The 17,028-nt window shown below is 55.5% G+C and carries 19 protein-coding genes; 4 read left to right on the forward strand and 15 right to left on the reverse strand.

Features of this window, described 5'->3' with window-relative positions; all coding sequences use genetic code 11:
* Window positions 1-2 precede the first annotated feature (2 nt).
* The 15 genes from lpxA to ACR0AH_RS03750 form a co-directional block, all read right to left on the reverse strand.
* Window positions 3-788: an acyl-ACP--UDP-N-acetylglucosamine O-acyltransferase gene (gene lpxA / locus ACR0AH_RS03680; RefSeq protein ID WP_170405636.1), complete on the reverse strand. Its 786-nt coding sequence runs from the start codon at window positions 786-788 to the stop codon at window positions 3-5.
* Window positions 785-1,258 (reverse strand): 3-hydroxyacyl-ACP dehydratase FabZ, encoded by a 474-nt coding sequence (gene fabZ, locus ACR0AH_RS03685; protein ID WP_170393131.1) that lies wholly within the window; start codon window positions 1,256-1,258, stop codon window positions 785-787. The genes lpxA and fabZ overlap by 4 nt, the downstream gene beginning before the upstream one ends.
* Window positions 1,259-1,330: 72 nt before the next feature.
* Window positions 1,331-1,915, reverse strand: a complete 585-nt coding sequence (locus tag ACR0AH_RS03690; protein ID WP_170732144.1) for an OmpH family outer membrane protein — start codon at window positions 1,913-1,915, stop codon at window positions 1,331-1,333.
* A 6-nt stretch (window positions 1,916-1,921) separates the two neighbouring features.
* Window positions 1,922-4,282 carry an outer membrane protein assembly factor BamA gene (bamA, locus tag ACR0AH_RS03695; RefSeq protein ID WP_170393133.1) on the reverse strand — a complete coding sequence of 787 codons (2,361 nt, stop codon included), beginning with the start codon at window positions 4,280-4,282 and terminating at the stop codon, window positions 1,922-1,924.
* A 128-nt stretch (window positions 4,283-4,410) separates the two neighbouring features.
* Window positions 4,411-4,539, reverse strand: a complete 129-nt coding sequence (locus tag ACR0AH_RS03700) for a hypothetical protein (protein WP_255612105.1) — start codon at window positions 4,537-4,539, stop codon at window positions 4,411-4,413.
* A gap of 91 nt (window positions 4,540-4,630) precedes the next feature.
* Window positions 4,631-5,983 (reverse strand): RIP metalloprotease RseP, encoded by a 1,353-nt coding sequence (gene rseP / locus ACR0AH_RS03705; protein WP_480590428.1) that lies wholly within the window; start codon window positions 5,981-5,983, stop codon window positions 4,631-4,633.
* Window positions 5,984-5,988: 5 nt separating this feature from the next.
* Complete coding sequence (gene dxr, locus ACR0AH_RS03710; protein WP_480590431.1) at window positions 5,989-7,161, reverse strand: 1-deoxy-D-xylulose-5-phosphate reductoisomerase; 1,173 nt, start codon at window positions 7,159-7,161, stop codon at window positions 5,989-5,991.
* The gene (locus ACR0AH_RS03715) at window positions 7,161-7,943 is read right to left on the reverse strand and encodes a phosphatidate cytidylyltransferase (protein ID WP_170646011.1); all 783 of its coding nucleotides are present in this window, start codon (window positions 7,941-7,943) and stop codon (window positions 7,161-7,163) included. The genes dxr and ACR0AH_RS03715 overlap by 1 nt, the downstream gene beginning before the upstream one ends.
* The gene (locus tag ACR0AH_RS03720) at window positions 7,940-8,671 is read right to left on the reverse strand and encodes an isoprenyl transferase (protein ID WP_480590435.1); all 732 of its coding nucleotides are present in this window, start codon (window positions 8,669-8,671) and stop codon (window positions 7,940-7,942) included. Before ACR0AH_RS03720 ends, ACR0AH_RS03715 begins: the two co-directional genes overlap by 4 nt.
* A gap of 9 nt (window positions 8,672-8,680) precedes the next feature.
* The gene (gene frr, locus ACR0AH_RS03725; RefSeq protein WP_170393138.1) at window positions 8,681-9,244 is read right to left on the reverse strand and encodes a ribosome recycling factor; all 564 of its coding nucleotides are present in this window, start codon (window positions 9,242-9,244) and stop codon (window positions 8,681-8,683) included.
* Window positions 9,245-9,428: 184 nt separating this feature from the next.
* Complete coding sequence (gene acuI / locus ACR0AH_RS03730) at window positions 9,429-10,424, reverse strand: acryloyl-CoA reductase (protein WP_480590439.1); 996 nt, start codon at window positions 10,422-10,424, stop codon at window positions 9,429-9,431.
* Between the two features lie 50 nt (window positions 10,425-10,474).
* Window positions 10,475-11,569: a dimethylsulfoniopropionate demethylase gene (locus tag ACR0AH_RS03735; RefSeq protein WP_480584996.1), complete on the reverse strand. Its 1,095-nt coding sequence runs from the start codon at window positions 11,567-11,569 to the stop codon at window positions 10,475-10,477.
* A gap of 1 nt (window position 11,570) precedes the next feature.
* Window positions 11,571-12,077, reverse strand: coding sequence for a DinB family protein (locus ACR0AH_RS03740; protein ID WP_480590442.1), 507 nt, complete (start codon window positions 12,075-12,077; stop codon window positions 11,571-11,573).
* Entirely contained in the window at window positions 12,077-12,781 is a 705-nt protein-coding gene (locus tag ACR0AH_RS03745; RefSeq protein ID WP_170393142.1) for a DUF1326 domain-containing protein, read from the reverse strand. Before ACR0AH_RS03745 ends, ACR0AH_RS03740 begins: the two co-directional genes overlap by 1 nt.
* Window positions 12,782-12,785: 4 nt before the next feature.
* Complete coding sequence (locus tag ACR0AH_RS03750; RefSeq protein ID WP_170562820.1) at window positions 12,786-13,577, reverse strand: DUF2182 domain-containing protein; 792 nt, start codon at window positions 13,575-13,577, stop codon at window positions 12,786-12,788.
* Between the two features lie 89 nt (window positions 13,578-13,666).
* On the opposite strand from ACR0AH_RS03750, the gene ACR0AH_RS03755 reads away from it, so the two are divergent.
* The 4 genes from ACR0AH_RS03755 (at window position 13,667) to ACR0AH_RS03770 (ending at window position 17,004) form a co-directional block, all read left to right on the forward strand.
* Window positions 13,667-14,398 (forward strand): FadR/GntR family transcriptional regulator, encoded by a 732-nt coding sequence (locus tag ACR0AH_RS03755; protein ID WP_480590445.1) that lies wholly within the window; start codon window positions 13,667-13,669, stop codon window positions 14,396-14,398.
* A gap of 116 nt (window positions 14,399-14,514) precedes the next feature.
* Window positions 14,515-15,915, forward strand: coding sequence for a selenium-binding protein SBP56-related protein (locus ACR0AH_RS03760; RefSeq protein WP_170393145.1), 1,401 nt, complete (start codon window positions 14,515-14,517; stop codon window positions 15,913-15,915).
* Between the two features lie 13 nt (window positions 15,916-15,928).
* Window positions 15,929-16,579 (forward strand): hypothetical protein, encoded by a 651-nt coding sequence (locus ACR0AH_RS03765; RefSeq protein WP_480590448.1) that lies wholly within the window; start codon window positions 15,929-15,931, stop codon window positions 16,577-16,579.
* A gap of 62 nt (window positions 16,580-16,641) precedes the next feature.
* Entirely contained in the window at window positions 16,642-17,004 is a 363-nt protein-coding gene (locus tag ACR0AH_RS03770) for a DUF4345 family protein (protein WP_170510034.1), read from the forward strand.
* Window positions 17,005-17,028 lie beyond the last annotated feature (24 nt).

The following is a 17,028-nucleotide window of genomic DNA, read 5'->3' on the forward strand; positions in this document are numbered from 1 at the left end:
GCCTACTTCCTCGGGGTCAGGAACGAACGGTCTGTTTGCCCCGTCACAAATTCGACGATCTGGCGCACATATTCGTTGTCTGCATCCTCGCCCAGCCGGGTGGCGCGATCCATGAAGGTGCCGTCTCCTTCTGACAGTTCCTTGAAGGCCGCGCGCAATGCCGAGATATCCTCACGCGTTACACCACGCCGTTTCAAACCGACCAGATTCAAGCCATCCAGCTCGCCCCGAGGCGCCTGAACAAGCCCATATGGGATCACATCATTCGGGACCATCGTAAGCGCGCCAATGATGGCACCGCGACCTACGCGCACGAACTGATGTAAGCCCGAAATTCCGCCAACGATGACGTCATCCTCGATAATACAGTGACCAGCCGCGCCAGCGTGATTCACCAGAATGACCCGGTTGCCGATTTGTACATCATGCGCCACGTGGACACCGGCCATCAGTAAGCAGTCATCGCCAATCCGGGTGATACCACCGCCGCCATCCGTGCCGGTGTTGATGGTCACATGCTCGCGAATGCGATTGCGTTCACCGATTTCAAGGCGTGTGTTCTCACCACCGAATTTCTTATCTTGTGGGATTTCACCGACTACTGCGAAGCTAAAAATCACTGTGTCATCACCAATTGACGTATCGCCGGTGACTACGACATGGGATTTCAATTCGACCCGATCGCCCAGACGGACCTGCGGACCGATATGGCAGAATGGACCAATCGTACAACCCTGCCCGATCTGCGCACCGTCTTCGATAATGGCGCTGGGATGAATACCGCTCATGTTGTTTTTTCCATGTCCCAGTCGACATAGGCCGAAAATTCAGCTTCGGCAGCAACCTCGCCCTCGACTGTCGCGCGGCCGCTGAACTTGAAGATCTTGCCACCTTTCTTACCGCGTACAGTTTCGACATGCATTTCGAGAACATCGCCTGGTACGACCTTGCGGCGGAATTTGCATTTGTCGATATTCATGAAATAGATCAGCAACTCGCTGTCGATGACATCCATGCCGACACCCAGCATAACCCCTGCAGTCTGCGCCATCGCCTCGACAATGGTCACGCCAGGCATGATCGGAGTTCCGGGGAAATGGCCCTGAAAGTGCGGCTCGTTCATGGTGACATTCTTGATGCCCACCGCTGATTGATAGCCATCGATATCCACAACCTTGTCGACCAGCAAAAACGGATAGCGATGCGGCAATATACGCTGAATCAGCTGAATGTCGGCGCTCTTGGTTTCCGTGGTCATGGTGCGGATGTCCTGTTCTGGATGTCTCTTTCAAGCGTGGTTAGCAATACCCGTACCCAAGGGCAAGCCAGCCTATTCGTTGTTATTGTTTTCAAGTGTAGCGCCGTCGCCGATTGCGGCATCGATCCTGGCGATCGCAGCGTTGGTAATATCTGAGGCGTCCGTGCTTAGAACCACATTGGACCGCTCGATCACGATCGAGGCGCCAAATTCGCGCAGCAATTCGATCAGCACCGGTTGCGCCATTTCAAAAAACTGACCACGCGCCTCTTCGCCGCGCCGCGCTAATGCGTCCAGTTTGGCGCGCTGGCCGTCACGGTGTGATTGAACTTTCTCGTCAAAAGCTTCGGCAAGCGGGCGAAACTCGTTCGCCGAAAGATCTGACCTCTTTTCGGTCAGATCTTTTTCTTCCTTGCTCAACTGCGCCACAATCCGTTCGTTTTCTTCAGCCAAAAGGGTGCTTTCGGCTTCAATCTCGCGAAAGACGCGCTGCCCAAAGGCGGAATCTGCAAACAAACGCTCACTGGAGATTGTCAGAACGTCTGTTTGTGGCACGCCCAATTGCTGCGCACCCAGCGGCATTGCTACAGCTACAAGTACCAAAACGCACAGGGCCCTTAGCGGGCCCTGCAGGATGTTCTTAACTTCGGTGATCATTCGCGATCAGAACCTGGCTTGAACGGTCAGGTCAAAGCTTTGCTCTTTATCGAAGTCCTCTTTCTTGAGGGCCTGCGAGAAGTTGAAGCGAAGCGGACCAAACGGTGTTTCCCACAGTACGGATACCCCTACAACATGCCGGATCGAACCGCTTTCACCAACAATATCAGCGCCAGCGGTGTTGACGTTGTTGAGATTGTAGAGGTTTCCAACATCGTAGAAGACGCCGCCACGCAGCCCCAGTTCTTCGGGCAGCCCCAGCGGGAAGTCCGATTCGAAACGAGCAACCCAGTAGTAGTTGCCGCCGATGGCATCGTCCTGCCCGTTCGAAAGGTCACGCGGCCCGATACCAGCAGGCTCAAACCCGCGGAATGTGCTAGGACCTAGAACAAACCGGTCGAGCGTGCGGCTGAAATCGTCCCCGGTCCAGTTCAGTGCACCCAATTCAAGCGTCGCGCGCAATACGACTTCTTCGTTGAGGACGCGTTTCTGGGCTATCGCCCGTGCCGTGGTTTTGAAGAATTCATTGTCCCCGCCAAGACCAGCAGCATCCACGCCGACTTCGAACAGGACGCCCGCTGTGGGGTTCAGGCCACCAATACGGCTATCGTATACGTAGGATACACCCAGAGAACTGCTGGTTCGTTTCCCCTGATCGATCTCTGATGAGATGACAGCGCCGTTCCGCTCATTGCTCTGCTGGGTCATTTCGCTGCGATCCCAACCATAGCGAAGACGCAGCGCCGACAATTCACCGATCGCGTAGCTCAGCTGTGGGCGGAAGAACACTGTTTTTGTGTCGTAGCTGGCAAAGCTCGAGTTGGTGCTGGCCAGACCAAGCCCAAGATCAAAGCGTAGCTTACGGCCCAGCAGATAAGGCTCGGTAAAGTTGATAACGTACTGCTCAGAATCCTGAGCTGTCGACAACGTGATACCCAGGTTTTGCCCGCGGCCGAGGAAGTTCGATTCATTCAATCCGATTGCGATCCCGAAACCGTCCGAGACCGAGTAGCTACCACCCAGGCTCAACGAACCGGTGGGTTGTTCTTCGACATCCACGTCCACGATGACCTGGCTTGGCGACGATCCCTCGCGGGTTTCCACATCAGCGACTGAGAAGAAACCCAAGGCGCGAATACGTTCGGCGCTCTGGCGGATTTCACGGGGATTGAAGGGGTCGCCTTCAACGGTATCGAATTGACGGCGGATCACACGGTCTAGGGTGGTTGTGTTCCCCTCGATATCGATGCGTTCCACAAAGATACGCGGGCCACGGGTCAGCACGAACTGGACATCCAACGTCAGATCGCGGGGATTACGCGTTACCCGGGGCTCGACCCGCAGGAAATCAACGCCGTTTTTCAGCCCCAGACGCTCCATCCGCGCGATCGAGTTCTCAAGCACCGTCGGAGAGTAAATTACACCTGGTTTGACTTTCAGAGCCGCCTGATAAGGCGCTGGGTCCACACCCGGGATCTCACTGACGGTCGTAATCTGACCGAACGAGAACCGCTGTCCTTCTGTGACGTTCATAACCAGAAAGAATGCATCCCGTTCGCGGGTGAATTCGACATTGGCACTATTGACGCGAAAATCGATATAACCGCGTGACAGGTAGAAATCACGGATCACCTGTTTGTCGAATTCGATTCTGTCGGCAATGAAGGTGTCGCCGCGAAGGAAGGTCCGCAGAATGTTCGCCTGCTTTGTTTCAAGCACGCGGCGCAGGCGACGGTCCGAAAACGCGCGGTTTCCTACAAAACTGACGCGCTCGACCTCGATTGTCGTTCCTTCGGCGACTTCGAACACCAGATCGACACGGTTATCGCTGCGACGTATGATACGCGGGATAACCGTCGCGGATACGCGGCCCTGCGCCGAATATACTTCGGCAATCAGGTCAGCGTCCGCTTCGGCCTGTTGAGGCGTGAAGACGCGGCGGGTTTGGGACGATATCGCTTCGAGCAGGAGATCGTCTTTTACGCGGCGATTGCCCTCGATGCTGATCTGGTTGATGGTCGGGTATTCCTCGACCGCGATGACCAACGTACTGCCACGCGGTGTAAGTTCGACTGTTTCAAAAACACCACTGTCAAGCAAACGCTGGAAGGCATCATTCAATTGTCCTGCCGTAACAGTCTGCCCCGGTTCGATTCCGGTGCGGGCGATAATCGTCGAAGTCTCGATCCGTCGATTGCCCTCAACCTCGAAGCTGTTGATGGTGTAGGATTGCGCCTGCGCGGGCTGCGTCAGAACCAGTAAACCCGGTGTAGCAAAAAGGAAAAAGAACGTTAGTGCCTGCCACAAAATGTTGCTTTTCCGCCCCCGCGAGCCGCAGTATGTGCCCGTGCGCCTGCTGTCAGTCATTTTTATCACTACCCAGAATTTTCAGCCTTTAGCTGCTGAGTAGCCCGATTGTGGGGCCATGTCAAAAGACGAAAAAGCAAAAACGGCCCATAAGGCCGTTGCACGTAAGTCAGACATGTTCAGGAGAATCACAAACCGAGCAGATAACCACCAACAGCTAGGGCCAGTGCGGTCACGGCAAAGCTGAGCAGCATATCCCAGTTCAACTGGAACAGGACGCTGACACTCTGATAGGATTTTTGAAACGCCTTGGTCATTGAACTCAAGCCTACACTTATCGATGCACCCCAATAAGATAGGCTTGAATTGCGGCAATTTTGCGTCGGAACGGTGCCAAGATCGCCTTAATCAGCAGAACAGATCATTACTGACCGAGAAAAGCATCAATGACAGGATTAGTGTGACACCGACCCCCATCAGTACCCTCAGCGCTTTATCACTGGGTGGTCTACCAGACACAGCTTCATAAGCGTAGAATAGCAAATGCCCCCCATCCAAGGCTGGGATCGGGAACAGGTTCAGCAACCCGACCGCCGTTGACAATACGGCGATGAAGAAGATGAAGTTCTGAGCCCCCTGGCTGGCCATAGCACCCGAGGTTTCGGCAATACCGATCGGCCCGGAAATGTTGCAGGTGCTGATCGCTCCGGTGATCATGTGCCACATTCCCGACAGTGAGCCTTCGATGATGCGCCCGGTTTGGACCACGCCACCTTCGATCGAATCCCAAATGCCCGCTGGAACGGTTTCGGGATCGATCATCATGCCGCCGACGATACCGATGCGCCAATGGGTGATGAAACCACCATCCGACGTCGGCTCGTCGGTGCGTCGGGGCGCAAGTGCAAATTCTAAATCCGCCCCGTCGCGCCATACATCCAATAGCAATACGCGCCCGTTCGATCCTTCGACATGTTCCTTAAGCTGCTCGAACGCAAAGATCGGATCACCGTCTACCGCCGTGATTACGTCGCCTTGCTGCAACTGTATGTCCATCGCTGCACTGCGCGGCGTAACCTGTTGGATTAGCGGTGGAAAGAGCCAAGGTGCCACGACCTCAGTGGTCTCTCCATCTCGGATAACCGTATAGTCCAGCTCTGGTTCTACAGGCAGCGAATTGATGAAATCGGACCAGTTGCTTGCGTTATCGAAATCCGGTGTTGGAACGCCTGCGATGGCGATAACCTCATCGCCCTCCTGCAGACCCTGAATTGTACCAGGCAACGGCTGCAGTGCGCCAACAGTCAAAGGTTCACGGGAAACACCCTGCGACCAGAAAATCAGGCCAAACACCAATATCGACATCACGAAATTAAAGACCGGCCCTGCCGCAACAGTAGCCGCACGCGCCCAAAGCGGGGCGCCGTGCATGGTGCGGCGCAGCTCTTCCGGGCTTTGTGCAGAGATCTCACTCATCGCGTCTACGTCTTTGCCGGACGCGGCATTGGCATCCCCCAGGAATTTGACATAACCGCCAAATGGCAGCAACGCGACCTGCCAGCGAGTGCCGCGCTTGTCTACGCGGCTCCATAGAACCGGGCCGAAACCGATCGAGAACACTTCGGCATGAATGCCAGACCACCGACCAACGATGTAGTGGCCGTATTCGTGCACCGCGACAATCACTGAAAGCGCAATAACGAAGGCTATTATCGTGTAGAGCAGATTGCCAAATTGCGGGATCAAAGAGAGTATGTCCAAAAGTTCTATCCTGCTCGTTCCAATACGGTTTCATCGACCCACTGACGTGCGAGATGGTCCGTTTGCTGTACATTATCAAGGGTCAATGGTGCATCAATCAGGCTGTCTGAGGCCTCAAAGCGCTCCAACACGGCCGACACCGTGTCTGCCATATCCAAAAAACGTATCCGGTTTTCTATAAAGTGGTCCAATGCGCGCTCTTTGGCGGCGTTGAAGATCGCACCGGACAAGCCGCCGCGCTGCATCACTTCGCGGGCAAGACGCAAAGCCGGGTAACGCGCTTCATCCGGTGCATGAAATCGCAACTGACCCAGTTGCGCGAGATCCAGACGCGCAACTGGTAAATCGCGCCGTTCGGGCCAATGCAGCGCGTACCCGATGGCATGGCGCATATCCGGAGCCCCCAGATGCGCCATCAAGGCGCCGTCCTGAAATCCGACCAGTGCGTGAACGATGGATTCGGGGTGCACGAGGACTTCGATATTCGATGGGTTAACGCCAAAATATTCTTTGGTTTCTATAACTTCCAATGCCTTGTTGAACATAGATGCGCTGTCGATCGTAATCCGCTGTCCCATGTTCCAGTTCGGATGACTCGATGCCTGTTCAACAGTTGCTTTGGCCAGATCGCCAAGCGGCCAATCCCGGAACGCTCCACCGCTTGCGGTGATAATGATCCGTTCGACGCTAGTCATATCCTCGCCCACAAGCGCCTGAAAAACTGCCGAATGTTCGCTATCCACGGGCAATAGCGTGGCGCCATGCGCCCGAGCCGTTTCCAGAACCAGCGGCCCGGCACAAACCAGCGTTTCCTTGTTGGCAAGCGCGAGTGTCGCCCCTTGTTTCAACGCTTCGATCCCCGGAGCCAATCCTGCGGAACCGACAATCGCCGACATCACCCAATCCGCCGGTCGCGCCCCGGCCTCGATCAGAGCGGCCTGCCCCGCAGCCGCTCGCACTCCGCTGCCGGCCAATGCGTCACGCAGATCATCGAGTTTGTCATCAAACGCAGTCACCGCCACGTCAGCATCCAGGCGCACCGCATCGCGTGCAAGCTGCGCGACGTTGCGTCCACCGGTCAACGCGACCACGTCATAGGCATTCGGATTTCTTGCGATCAGATCAATCGTATTCTGGCCAATGGAACCAGTCGCACCAAATATAGATACCCTTCGCATCACATACCTCCAGGCGCGTAAAACAGCCCTGCGAGCAACACAAAGACTGACGCGCCCATCATCCCATCAAACCGATCCAGAAACCCGCCATGACCGGGGATAAGGTTTGAGCTGTCCTTAACGCCAAAGCCACGTTTTGTCGCGCTTTCAACAATATCACCGATCTGGCTGGCCATAGAGGCAAGAACCGAGACAACGATAAAAGCAATGCCGAAACCGGCATAGTGCGCAAAAACTGTTCCGACCAGCGCCGCGGCAACCCAGCCTCCAACCGTACCGGACCATGTCTTCTTGGGGCTAACTCTGGGCCAGAACTTAGGTCCGCCAAGCGTTTTGCCCACAAAATACCCGGCGACATCCGTGGCCACGACCACGAGGATCAGCCAAACCATCCATCCGAATCCCAGGTTCTCTCGGATCGATATGAATCCCAGCCCCGACATCGCGATCCAAAGGGCAAACAGGACGTATATCCCACGCGCACGGCTGATCTGTCCTGCTCCTACCAATGCCGGGGCCACCAAACATGGAAGCTTGTATAGCGGTGGTAGATGATAGCTTAGAACCACAGCGAACCCGGTCAGTATCGCCAGCTGAATCGCGACACCCTGACGTTCTGGGTCGATCATCCGGATCAGTTCCCATATCATCAGACCGCAGACGGTGCCGATAAATATCTCAAACCACAGGCCGCCTAGCCAAACTTCGACTGCCGCAATAGTCACAAGAACCGAAGCCGACAAAACCCGGGCAGTCAGATCAGACCATCGGCCATCACTCATGCCGGGACCGCTCCAAACCGCCGTTCACGCGATCCATAGTTGCGGCACAGCCGTTCCAGTTCTGCAGCGGTGAAATCAGGCCACAGAGTATCGATGAATTCGTACTCGGAATAGGCAGACTGCCACAGCAGGAAATTAGAAATCCGCGCTTCACCACTGGTACGGATCACCAAATCGGGGTCTGGCAGAACGCGCGTGTCCAGATATTTGGGCAGAGTTTCCTCGTCCACGTCCTCGGGGCGCAGAATGCCATCGGCAACGTCACGTGCCAAACGTCTGGTCGCGCGCGCCACCTCGTCACGACCGCCATAGTTCAAGGCAACGGTTAGATGAACCAGGTCATTGTTCTGTGTTTCGCGTTCAAGCGTATCCATCAGCTCGGTCAACTTGGCATCCAGCCGAACTCTATCCCCAATGAAACGGACCCGAATGCCGTTATCTTTCAAGGTCTTGGTCTCTTTGACGATGTAACGGCGAAACAAGCTCATCAGGCCTGCAACTTCGACCTGAGTGCGTTTCCAGTTTTCAGTCGAAAACGCAAATACTGTCAGATACTTGATCCCTAAACCTGGGCAGGCCTCGACCACCTCACGGACGCGGCGCGCACCTGCATGATGGCCAAACAATCGAGGCCGCCCGCGTGACTGTGCCCAGCGACCGTTGCCGTCCATGATGATAGCAACGTGGCGCGGCCCTGAAATCGGAGAGGTATCGGGATCCTTTGGCATATCCGAGGCTCAGACCTGCATGATCTCGGCTTGTTTGGTCTCGAGCGCATCATCGACGGATTTGATCATGGTATCCGTCAGCTCCTGAACCTCGGTTTCCCAGAATTTCTGATCGTCCTCGGACATGCCGTCTGCCTTGGCCTTTTTGATCTGGTCCATGCCATCACGGCGCACATTCCTGATCGAAACCCGTGCGCTTTCTGCATATTGACCCGCGACCTTGCCGAGCTCGCGACGGCGTTCTTCGTTCAGTTCGGGAATCGGCAGCATGATGATGGTACCATTCAGTTGCGGGTTAATACCCAAACCGCTTTCCCGAATGGCCTTTTCAACTTTGCCGACGAGGCCCTTGTCCCAAACATTCACGGTTACCATGCGCGGTTCAGGGACGTTCACGGTACCAACCTGATTGATCGGAGTCATCGCGCCGTAAGCATCGACCATGACGGGCTCAAGCATTGAAGCCGATGCACGACCGGTCCGCAGCGAAGCGAATTCAGTTCTGAGGTTGGCCATGGCACCGTCCATGCGGCGTTTCAGATCATCGGTATCGAGTTCGAAATCATCAGACATGCTGCTCACTCCCCGTCTTCAGGTGATGTTCGGATGGGTCTTAAGCCATCACAAATGGGATGTATAGCAATCATGGTCACGAAATGTGGCAATGGCCAGAACTGTTTCCGGCATTTCGGCCTCATTCCCGACAATTGGGTCGGCCGGATGCATGCTCCGGCCGATCCGTTGTCTGTTTTGTCTATCAAGCGTTCACGTTTACCACGACGCGCCCTTTTACCTGACCTTGCAGAATGTCCGCTCCCAACTGGGGCAGATCAGAAAGGGTTGCTGCATGGACCATCGCCTCAAGCTTATCCATGGGCAAATCGGTCGCGATACGCTTCCAGGCACGGACCCGGTTGTCGTATGGCTGCATCACGCTGTCGATGCCCAACAGATTAACACCGCGCAGCAGGAATGGGATCACGGTTGCGGGCAGCGCCGCACCACCGGCAAGGCCAACCGCAGCTACCGAGGCCCCATACTTCATCTGCCCCAGCACGCGGGCAAGCATCGCTCCGCCCACCGCATCAACACATCCGGACCAAGTTTCACTTTCCAGCGGACGCTTGGTGGTCTCGTTCAACTCGTCACGCGGGACAATTGTGGTTGCACCCAGTGATTTCAGGTATTCTTCGGTTTCAGGACGCCCGGTCACAGCTGCAACCTCATAGCCCAGATGGGCCAAAATGGCCGTCGCGACCGAGCCGACACCTCCTGCGGCACCTGTGACCAACACCGGGCCATGACCCGGCTGCAAACCTTGATCCTCCAGCGCCATGACGGCCAGCATAGCGGTGAACCCGGCAGTGCCAACTGCCATCGCCTGCCGTGTATCCAACCCATCCGGCAACGGCACCAGCCAATCTGCCCGCGCGTTTGCTTTTTGTGAATAGCCGCCCCAATGCGCTTCACCTACGCGCCAGCCCGTCAGCACGACCTTGTCGCCAGGTTTGTAGCTTGCATCCGAGGACTGCTCGACCGTGCCCGCATAATCGATGCCCGGAATATGAGGATAGCTACGCACCAGACCACCGCCTTTGGGCGACATGCACAGGCCGTCCTTGTAGTTCACCGTTGAATATTCAACGGCGATCGTCACTTCTCCATCCGGCAGCGTATCCAGAGAAATCTGCTTCACCGAAGCGCTTGCGAGGCCACTTTCTTCATCTTTTTCAACGACAAGTGCATTAAACATGAACTTACTCCTTCTATTGCCTCAATCGGCTGTGTTCCTGAAACAAGGGCTTAGCGCCAGAATTTTTCCTGCACTTCGGCCCATCGCATTCCATGTTCGGTCATCAATTCAATCCGCGTACCTGGCGCCCAATGGGACCGGTCGACCATTCCAATGGCTACATTCACTCCAAACTCGGGTGAATACGCAGCCGAAGCCACCTGCCCGACCTGCCGGCCCCCGGCCATCAGCGGCCAAGATTCGGTGCACGGTCCGATCTCACCTTCAATGACAAGCGGACGGATCTGCCGGGGCGGACCGTTTTTCGCCTGATCCGCCAAAGCGGCTTTGCCGATGTAATCCAGCGGAGAATTGCAGAACCGTGCTAGCCCGCATTCATAGGGCGTATTCTCGCGCCGCATGTCCGACCCGAAACTCAACAGACCGCTTTCAACACGCTCAATCCCGTTTGGGCAACCTGCCCGCACGTTCAGGTCTCGGCCATTAGAAAACAGCGTGTCCCATAGTGGCATGCCATAATCCGTCCCTTCGACGTATATCTCGAACCCGCCTTGTTTCGACCAGCCTGACCGGGCGACGACGAATGATGTATCTTCAAACGCCAACCGTTTATATCGAAAGAACTTTATATCCCTGACTTCATCACCAAAGACGCGCGTCATCAGCTCGTCCGCCTTGGGGCCTTGTACCGCCAAGGGCGACACATCCGGCTCAGAAATATCGACATCCAGCCCCAGCGCAATCACGATTCCCAGAGCAAACTGCCAAAGGTCACCATCGGCAACCGACAACCAATAGTGATCATCCGCCAGTTTGATCGCAACAGGATCATTCAGCATGCCGCCATTGTGATCTACTATCGGCACATAATAGCACTGGTTCGCCTGCATTTTGTCCATATCGCGCGGGCTGAGCATCTTCATCAGCCGCAACGCATCCGGGCCTTTGATCTGTACCTGCCGCTCACACGAGACATCCCAGACCTGAACATGCTGTTTCAGATGCGCCGCATCAGCCTCGACGCTTTCAAAAGCCGTCGCAAGCAGCATGTGATTATAAACGGTATACCCTGTGACGCCTTCGGCCTCGACGCCCGGAGTGAATGGGGTTTTGCGCACGCGCCGGTTCGGTGAGATGACTGCCATGTCAGAAATCCTCTGGCAGAAAGACAAGATCGCTGACAGGTGCCTGCGAACCAGCCTCGGTCAGCATTTGGTGCAATTGTCCGCGATGATGTGTCTGATGATTGAACATATGAATGACGCATTGCCAGTAAGGCTTTGTTACGTCGTTCTCTTTTGCAGCCGAGTACCACGTGAACGAACCGCTCAGGACATCATCCCCCAACGTATTGGCCCATCTGGCAATACGGGCGTCAATCGTATCGCGCAGCGGCAGCCAGTCGGCCATGCCAGTGCAGATCGAGACACTCTCAGGAATGCCGCCACCTGGCCCCGGTCCCTTGTCAAACCGGGAAATCCAGATCCAATCCCCCCAAAGCAGATGATTGGCAGTTCCCATGATCGACCCGAAAAAAGCGCCGCGATCCCGTGCCAATTCTTCGTCTGAAAGAGCTTTGAGAAAGCTCTTTAACTGGTTGTTTTGCCAGTGGTTATATCGCGCCATTTCACGGGCATAGGCACCGGTTATCATTACTTAGGCCCGTGCCAGTCAATCGGGCAGATCTCGGCTGACTTGCCGCCGAAGTCCCATACGCGACCATAGTCGCGCACCTTGGATTTCGTGCCTTTTGCTACAATGATGTCCGGCCCCATCCAGTATTTCGAATTTGAAACCATCACCGGGTGCTCTGGGTCTTTGCCCGCAAGCATTTCGATCTCACCCTGAATCTTGCGCCCTATCATGATCCGGCGTTTGGTGCCGTCCCTTTCGATCTGAACCGGTGCACGTTCAGCCCCTATGATCTCGCTGACCAACATAGTGAACAGCCCGGTTGTGCCACCTGCCTGACCGCTGAATATCTGCAACAGTCCATTGTAAGCCTTGCCGCTGGCACGTTCATCCACATAAGCCGCGACTTTCCACTGGCCTTCGCCCATGCGTCCGGGGATATCAACCAGCAGACCTACATTCAGACCGGACAAATCTTCGCCTTCGTAATGGCCTTCGTCGATCGCGATACCCATCCACGCGTGGCAATGCCCTTCGGTCGGAGGGTGTGCACCCAGCGAAACCACGCATGGGCAGAATACGTCGCACGAACAATTCAGGATCAGTTCACCCTTAACCGCCCAATCGGTCGGGCTCATCTCACGCCGCTTGGGATTTGGCATCCGGCTGTCAATTCTTTGACTGACCGGCAGCTTGTCTGCATCCGGTTTTCTATTTTTAGCCATCGACTTATCCTCCGTAAACAATGTGATGAGCGAGCAGTGCAAAACCACCCGCAATCAAGACGAATCCCATAGGACGGGTCACGGCGTGCCCGATCTGGGGAAGTTTTTCCAATACCATGAACAGGGTCGCCAGCCCCATCCAGAGCAGGCTCATGACGCCGCCGACAAAGCCCAACGCCATGAAGCCCCAGCAGCAACCGACACAGAACGCACCCAGTCCGACGCCCATGCGTACACCGCCGCCGAATCCGGTTTTCCAGTGGCCCAGAAAATACGTCATCGGTGCATGGCAAACACCGTGGCAGACTTCTTTCGCCCGAGAAAACTGAAAGGCACCCACGGCGATCAACAGGCCGGCGGCCAGATATGGCGATTTAGCGATTCCCAACATATCAACCGCGCCGCCAAACAGCAGCGCCAATTGCAGGCCAGTGATCAGCGCAGCGAAGCCCACCCAAACTATGAAGTATCCGGATAGAACGCCCAGCCACCCTGCCCGCGTACCGTTCGCGCTGCGGATCAGATCATCATAACTGCGCAACGTGGGCACCAAAGTCGGCAGCATCATGGCCGCCATCATGATCGCCCACATCCAGAAAAGTGGGCCGAACTCGGCCATGGGCATATACATGTCCATACGCGGATCCATGGCCGCCATCGCCTGACCCATCGGTCCGGGTCGACCGATCCAGTCCACGTCCATATCGCGGCTCATTGAGACCATCATCCACCACGACCAAAGGATCGTGATGTAGAAGCCCAACCAAAGCGCGCTGCGGAAAATTGAGCGACTCACTTGCTCCTCCCGACTCAACTCTCTTGCTTTTCAAATGTCAGACTTTTAAATGTCAGACAAATAAAAATTACGCATCGCCGAAAACAACCATGAAAATCGACCCTCAGAGTACTGCAGATCTATCCGCTCAAATTGCTCAGGCGATCCGCGACGCCATTATCTCGGGTCGGCTGATCGTCGATGAGCGTCTGCCATCAGAATCTGAGTTGGCCGATCAGTTCAAAGTATCACGGCCTACGGTTCGCGAAGCATTGAAACGTCTGGCAGCGCAGTCCCTTATCCGCACGCAACGCGGGGCATCGGGTGGTGCGTTTGTGAACCGGCTGAGTTTTGAGGACGCCTATTCCCAACAAGTCACAACCTCGACACTGCTGCTGTCGATGAACGCAGTCAGTTTCGACACCGCATGCGAAGCGCGTTATGCGCTCGAACGTGCATGCGCTGCTTTGTCGGCACAACGTCGTACCGCGGATCAACTCGCCACCATGCGGGCCGAGATTTTTCGTCAGGCGCAACCAGGTCTCACTGATGAGGCTTTCTGTGCGTCCGACGTCGCCTTTCATCGCGCGCTTGTGGATGGCGCGGGCAACCCCGTTCTGTCCTACCAATTGGCCGGTGCGGTCGAGGCTATGCAACCTCTGATGAACATGATTACGTTCACGGCTCGATCCCGCGAAGAGATCATCGCCTTTCACAGTGACATCACAGACGCACTGGAAGCGCGTGATGCCGGCCCGGTCGATGCGGCATTGATCAAACTTGAGGCCTATACACGGCAACTGGCGCAGGACGTGGCCGAAAGACGACGCAAACCCGCCTGACCACAGGCAAAAAGGAACGAAGGACGGCGAGGTGCCCGAGCAGGCAGCATGACATCCGGCGTTAAGACCGGAACTTCCAACATGAATTGAAGATCAATGACTTACGGGAGGACGTTATGAACCAAAGACCGGACCCAACCTTTTACCCATCAGCCAAACTGGCGATGGAGGGCCCCACTGAAACGCTTGCATTCACGTTGATGCTAAGCCCTGATTTTTCCCAACCAGACGGTTTGGCCGTCGTGAACGTAGATCCGACTTCGGATGATTACGGAAAAATTGTCCATCAAGTGATCATGCCAGAGAAAGGCGATGAGTTTCACCATTTCGGGTGGAACGCTTGTTCCTCTGCGCTGTCACCGCTTAGTGGCCATGCGTTTCTGGAACGCCGCTACCTCATTGTTCCTGGCATACGATCCAGCCGGATCTACATTATCGACGTCAAGAACCCGCTTGAGGCCAAGATACACAAGATCATCGAACCCGAAGAAGTTTTTGCAAAAACTGGATATTCCCGCCCGCACACGATCCATTGCGGACCGGAGGGGATCTACGTGAGCACGCTTGGAGGCGGTGGCGAAGACGGCACGGACGGCCCTCCGGGCATTTTCATCATGGATTGCGAGAGCTTCGAGATCATCGGGCGCTACGAGATCGAGCGAGGTATCCAAGACAAACACTACGATTTCTGGTGGAACCTGCCACGCGACTATATGGTCAGTTCGGAATGGGGACTGCCTCCGCAATTCGAAAACGGCATAGTGGCCGAGGATCTGCTTTCGAACAAATACGGGCACAGCATCCATTTCTGGAACCTACGCAGCCGGACCAATATTCAGACCATCGATCTGGGTGAAAATCACCAGATGGCCCTGGAAATCCGGCCCGCTCACGATCCGGTCAAACAATATGGGTTCTGTGGTGTGGTGGTTGACACGACCAACCTGCAGGGCGCGATCTTTACTTGGTGGCGTAATGATGATGGCACCTTCGAGGCCAAGAAGACCATCACGATCGATCCGCAGCCCGCTGATCCAGATGACTTGCCTGAATTGCTGAAAGGCTTCTCTGCCGTTCCGCCACTGGTCACGGATATCGACCTCAGCTTGGACGATAAATACCTTTATGTGGCCTGTTGGGGCACGGGTGAGATGCATCAATACGATGTCTCTGATCCGATGAACCCGACCCTTGCGGGCAAAGTCGAGATCGGGGGGATCGTCAAGAAAACAAAACATCCCAACGGGCAAGACTTTGGTTACGGGCCGCAGATGGTTGAAATCAGCCGCGACGGAAAGCGGGTATATTGGACCAATTCGCTTTATTCCACTTGGGATGATCAGTTCTATCCCGGTGAACGCGGGGCTGCGATGGTCAAGGCGGATGTTGGCGAGAACGGGGGCCTGACATTGGATCCGAAGTTCTGGGTCGACTTCCCGGACGGATATCGGGCCCACCAAATCCGGCTTGAGGGTGGAGACTGTTCAACCGATAGTTTCTGCTACCCATCGGTCTGAGTTGGAGACTCTGATGACATCAACGGCTGGTCTCTGGCTGGCCGTTGTGCTTAGCGGCGCTTATCATGGCCTGAATCCCGGAATGGGCTGGCCGCTTGCGGTATCTTCGGCGCTGATGGAACAACGGCCATCAGCTTTGTGGCGCGCATTGACCGCCCTGGCTGGTGGTCATTTCGTCGCCATGCTGGGGGTCCTACTGCCATTTGCTATGATGGCAGTTCTGGTTGAATATCAACGCGAAATTCGTATCGGCGCTGCGCTGATTGTGATCACAATGGGTGTTTACATCGCCATAATACGCCGGCATCCCCGGATGTTGTCGCGCGTACCGCCAAGCAAATTGGCACTTTGGTCGTTCCTCGTTGCGCTGGCACACGGCGCGGCGTTGATGTTGGTTCCGATTTATCTTGGATTGTGTGGATCAGACGAGCTGGAAACGGGCCAGATCGCAGTCTCTCAGATCATGGCGAGCAATGGCCTGCTCGTACTGACGGTCGCTGCACTTCACACAGCCGCCATGATTCTTGGCGGAGGCATTCTGGCCTTCGCCGTCTATCGCTGGCTGGGCCTTCAATTTCTGTCACGCAGCTGGTTCAATCTGGAACTTGTCTGGGCTCTCAGCCTGATCGCGGTCGGAGTTATAGGCTTGTGGTCAGCGATTTAGATGCTTTTCTTTACATAGTGCTGCGCTAGACTCTGCGAGCAGAGCAGAAAGGGAAAAAGTCCATGATCGCAACCCTTAACGTGATTGCCGCCTTGCTGACCGTCGGCTTTGGTTTGTTCGGATTTCTGGCCCCGGCCTACACAGCCAACGCGCTGGACCTAGCCCCCACCAAAAGCACCATGGGACTTAGTGAGATGCGAGCCTCGGTTGGCGGGTTGTTCGTGGTGACAGGTGCCGTGGTTCTCTGGCTCAACACACCGATGGCATATGCCATGCTGGGCGTTGTTTATGCAGGGGCGGCGTTGGGTCGGTTTGTGTCTTTGGCTCTGGATAATCCCCCGTTCGTCAAGGCGCTGACTTTTGGTGGAATCGAGCTTGTTCTGGCCCTTTGGCTTATTCTTGCCAACATGAACAGAGCCGCTTAACTTATTGAATTTGATATAAGTCAA

Source organism: Ruegeria sp. AM5 (genome assembly GCF_056540645.1).

What these genes read in the sequence shown, in the direction of transcription:
- ACR0AH_RS03765 (WP_480590448.1), top strand. Translation starts at nt 15,929, where the DNA reads ATGACATCAACGGCTGGTCTCTGGCTGGCCGTTGTGCTTAGCGGCGCT.
- ACR0AH_RS03690 (WP_170732144.1), bottom strand. Translation starts at nt 1,915, where the DNA reads ATGATCACCGAAGTTAAGAACATCCTGCAGGGCCCGCTAAGGGCCCTG.
- lpxA (WP_170405636.1), bottom strand. Translation starts at nt 788, where the DNA reads ATGAGCGGTATTCATCCCAGCGCCATTATCGAAGACGGTGCGCAGATC.
- acuI (WP_480590439.1), bottom strand. Translation starts at nt 10,424, where the DNA reads ATGTTTAATGCACTTGTCGTTGAAAAAGATGAAGAAAGTGGCCTCGCA.
- fabZ (WP_170393131.1), bottom strand. Translation starts at nt 1,258, where the DNA reads ATGACCACGGAAACCAAGAGCGCCGACATTCAGCTGATTCAGCGTATA.
- ACR0AH_RS03745 (WP_170393142.1), bottom strand. Translation starts at nt 12,781, where the DNA reads ATGGCTAAAAATAGAAAACCGGATGCAGACAAGCTGCCGGTCAGTCAA.
- frr (WP_170393138.1), bottom strand. Translation starts at nt 9,244, where the DNA reads ATGTCTGATGATTTCGAACTCGATACCGATGATCTGAAACGCCGCATG.
- ACR0AH_RS03720 (WP_480590435.1), bottom strand. Translation starts at nt 8,671, where the DNA reads ATGCCAAAGGATCCCGATACCTCTCCGATTTCAGGGCCGCGCCACGTT.
- ACR0AH_RS03715 (WP_170646011.1), bottom strand. Translation starts at nt 7,943, where the DNA reads ATGAGTGATGGCCGATGGTCTGATCTGACTGCCCGGGTTTTGTCGGCT.
- bamA (WP_170393133.1), bottom strand. Translation starts at nt 4,282, where the DNA reads ATGACTGACAGCAGGCGCACGGGCACATACTGCGGCTCGCGGGGGCGG.
- ACR0AH_RS03755 (WP_480590445.1), top strand. Translation starts at nt 13,667, where the DNA reads ATGAAAATCGACCCTCAGAGTACTGCAGATCTATCCGCTCAAATTGCT.
- dxr (WP_480590431.1), bottom strand. Translation starts at nt 7,161, where the DNA reads ATGCGAAGGGTATCTATATTTGGTGCGACTGGTTCCATTGGCCAGAAT.
- ACR0AH_RS03735 (WP_480584996.1), bottom strand. Translation starts at nt 11,569, where the DNA reads ATGGCAGTCATCTCACCGAACCGGCGCGTGCGCAAAACCCCATTCACT.
- ACR0AH_RS03740 (WP_480590442.1), bottom strand. Translation starts at nt 12,077, where the DNA reads ATGATAACCGGTGCCTATGCCCGTGAAATGGCGCGATATAACCACTGG.
- ACR0AH_RS03700 (WP_255612105.1), bottom strand. Translation starts at nt 4,539, where the DNA reads ATGACCAAGGCGTTTCAAAAATCCTATCAGAGTGTCAGCGTCCTGTTC.
- ACR0AH_RS03760 (WP_170393145.1), top strand. Translation starts at nt 14,515, where the DNA reads ATGAACCAAAGACCGGACCCAACCTTTTACCCATCAGCCAAACTGGCG.
- ACR0AH_RS03770 (WP_170510034.1), top strand. Translation starts at nt 16,642, where the DNA reads ATGATCGCAACCCTTAACGTGATTGCCGCCTTGCTGACCGTCGGCTTT.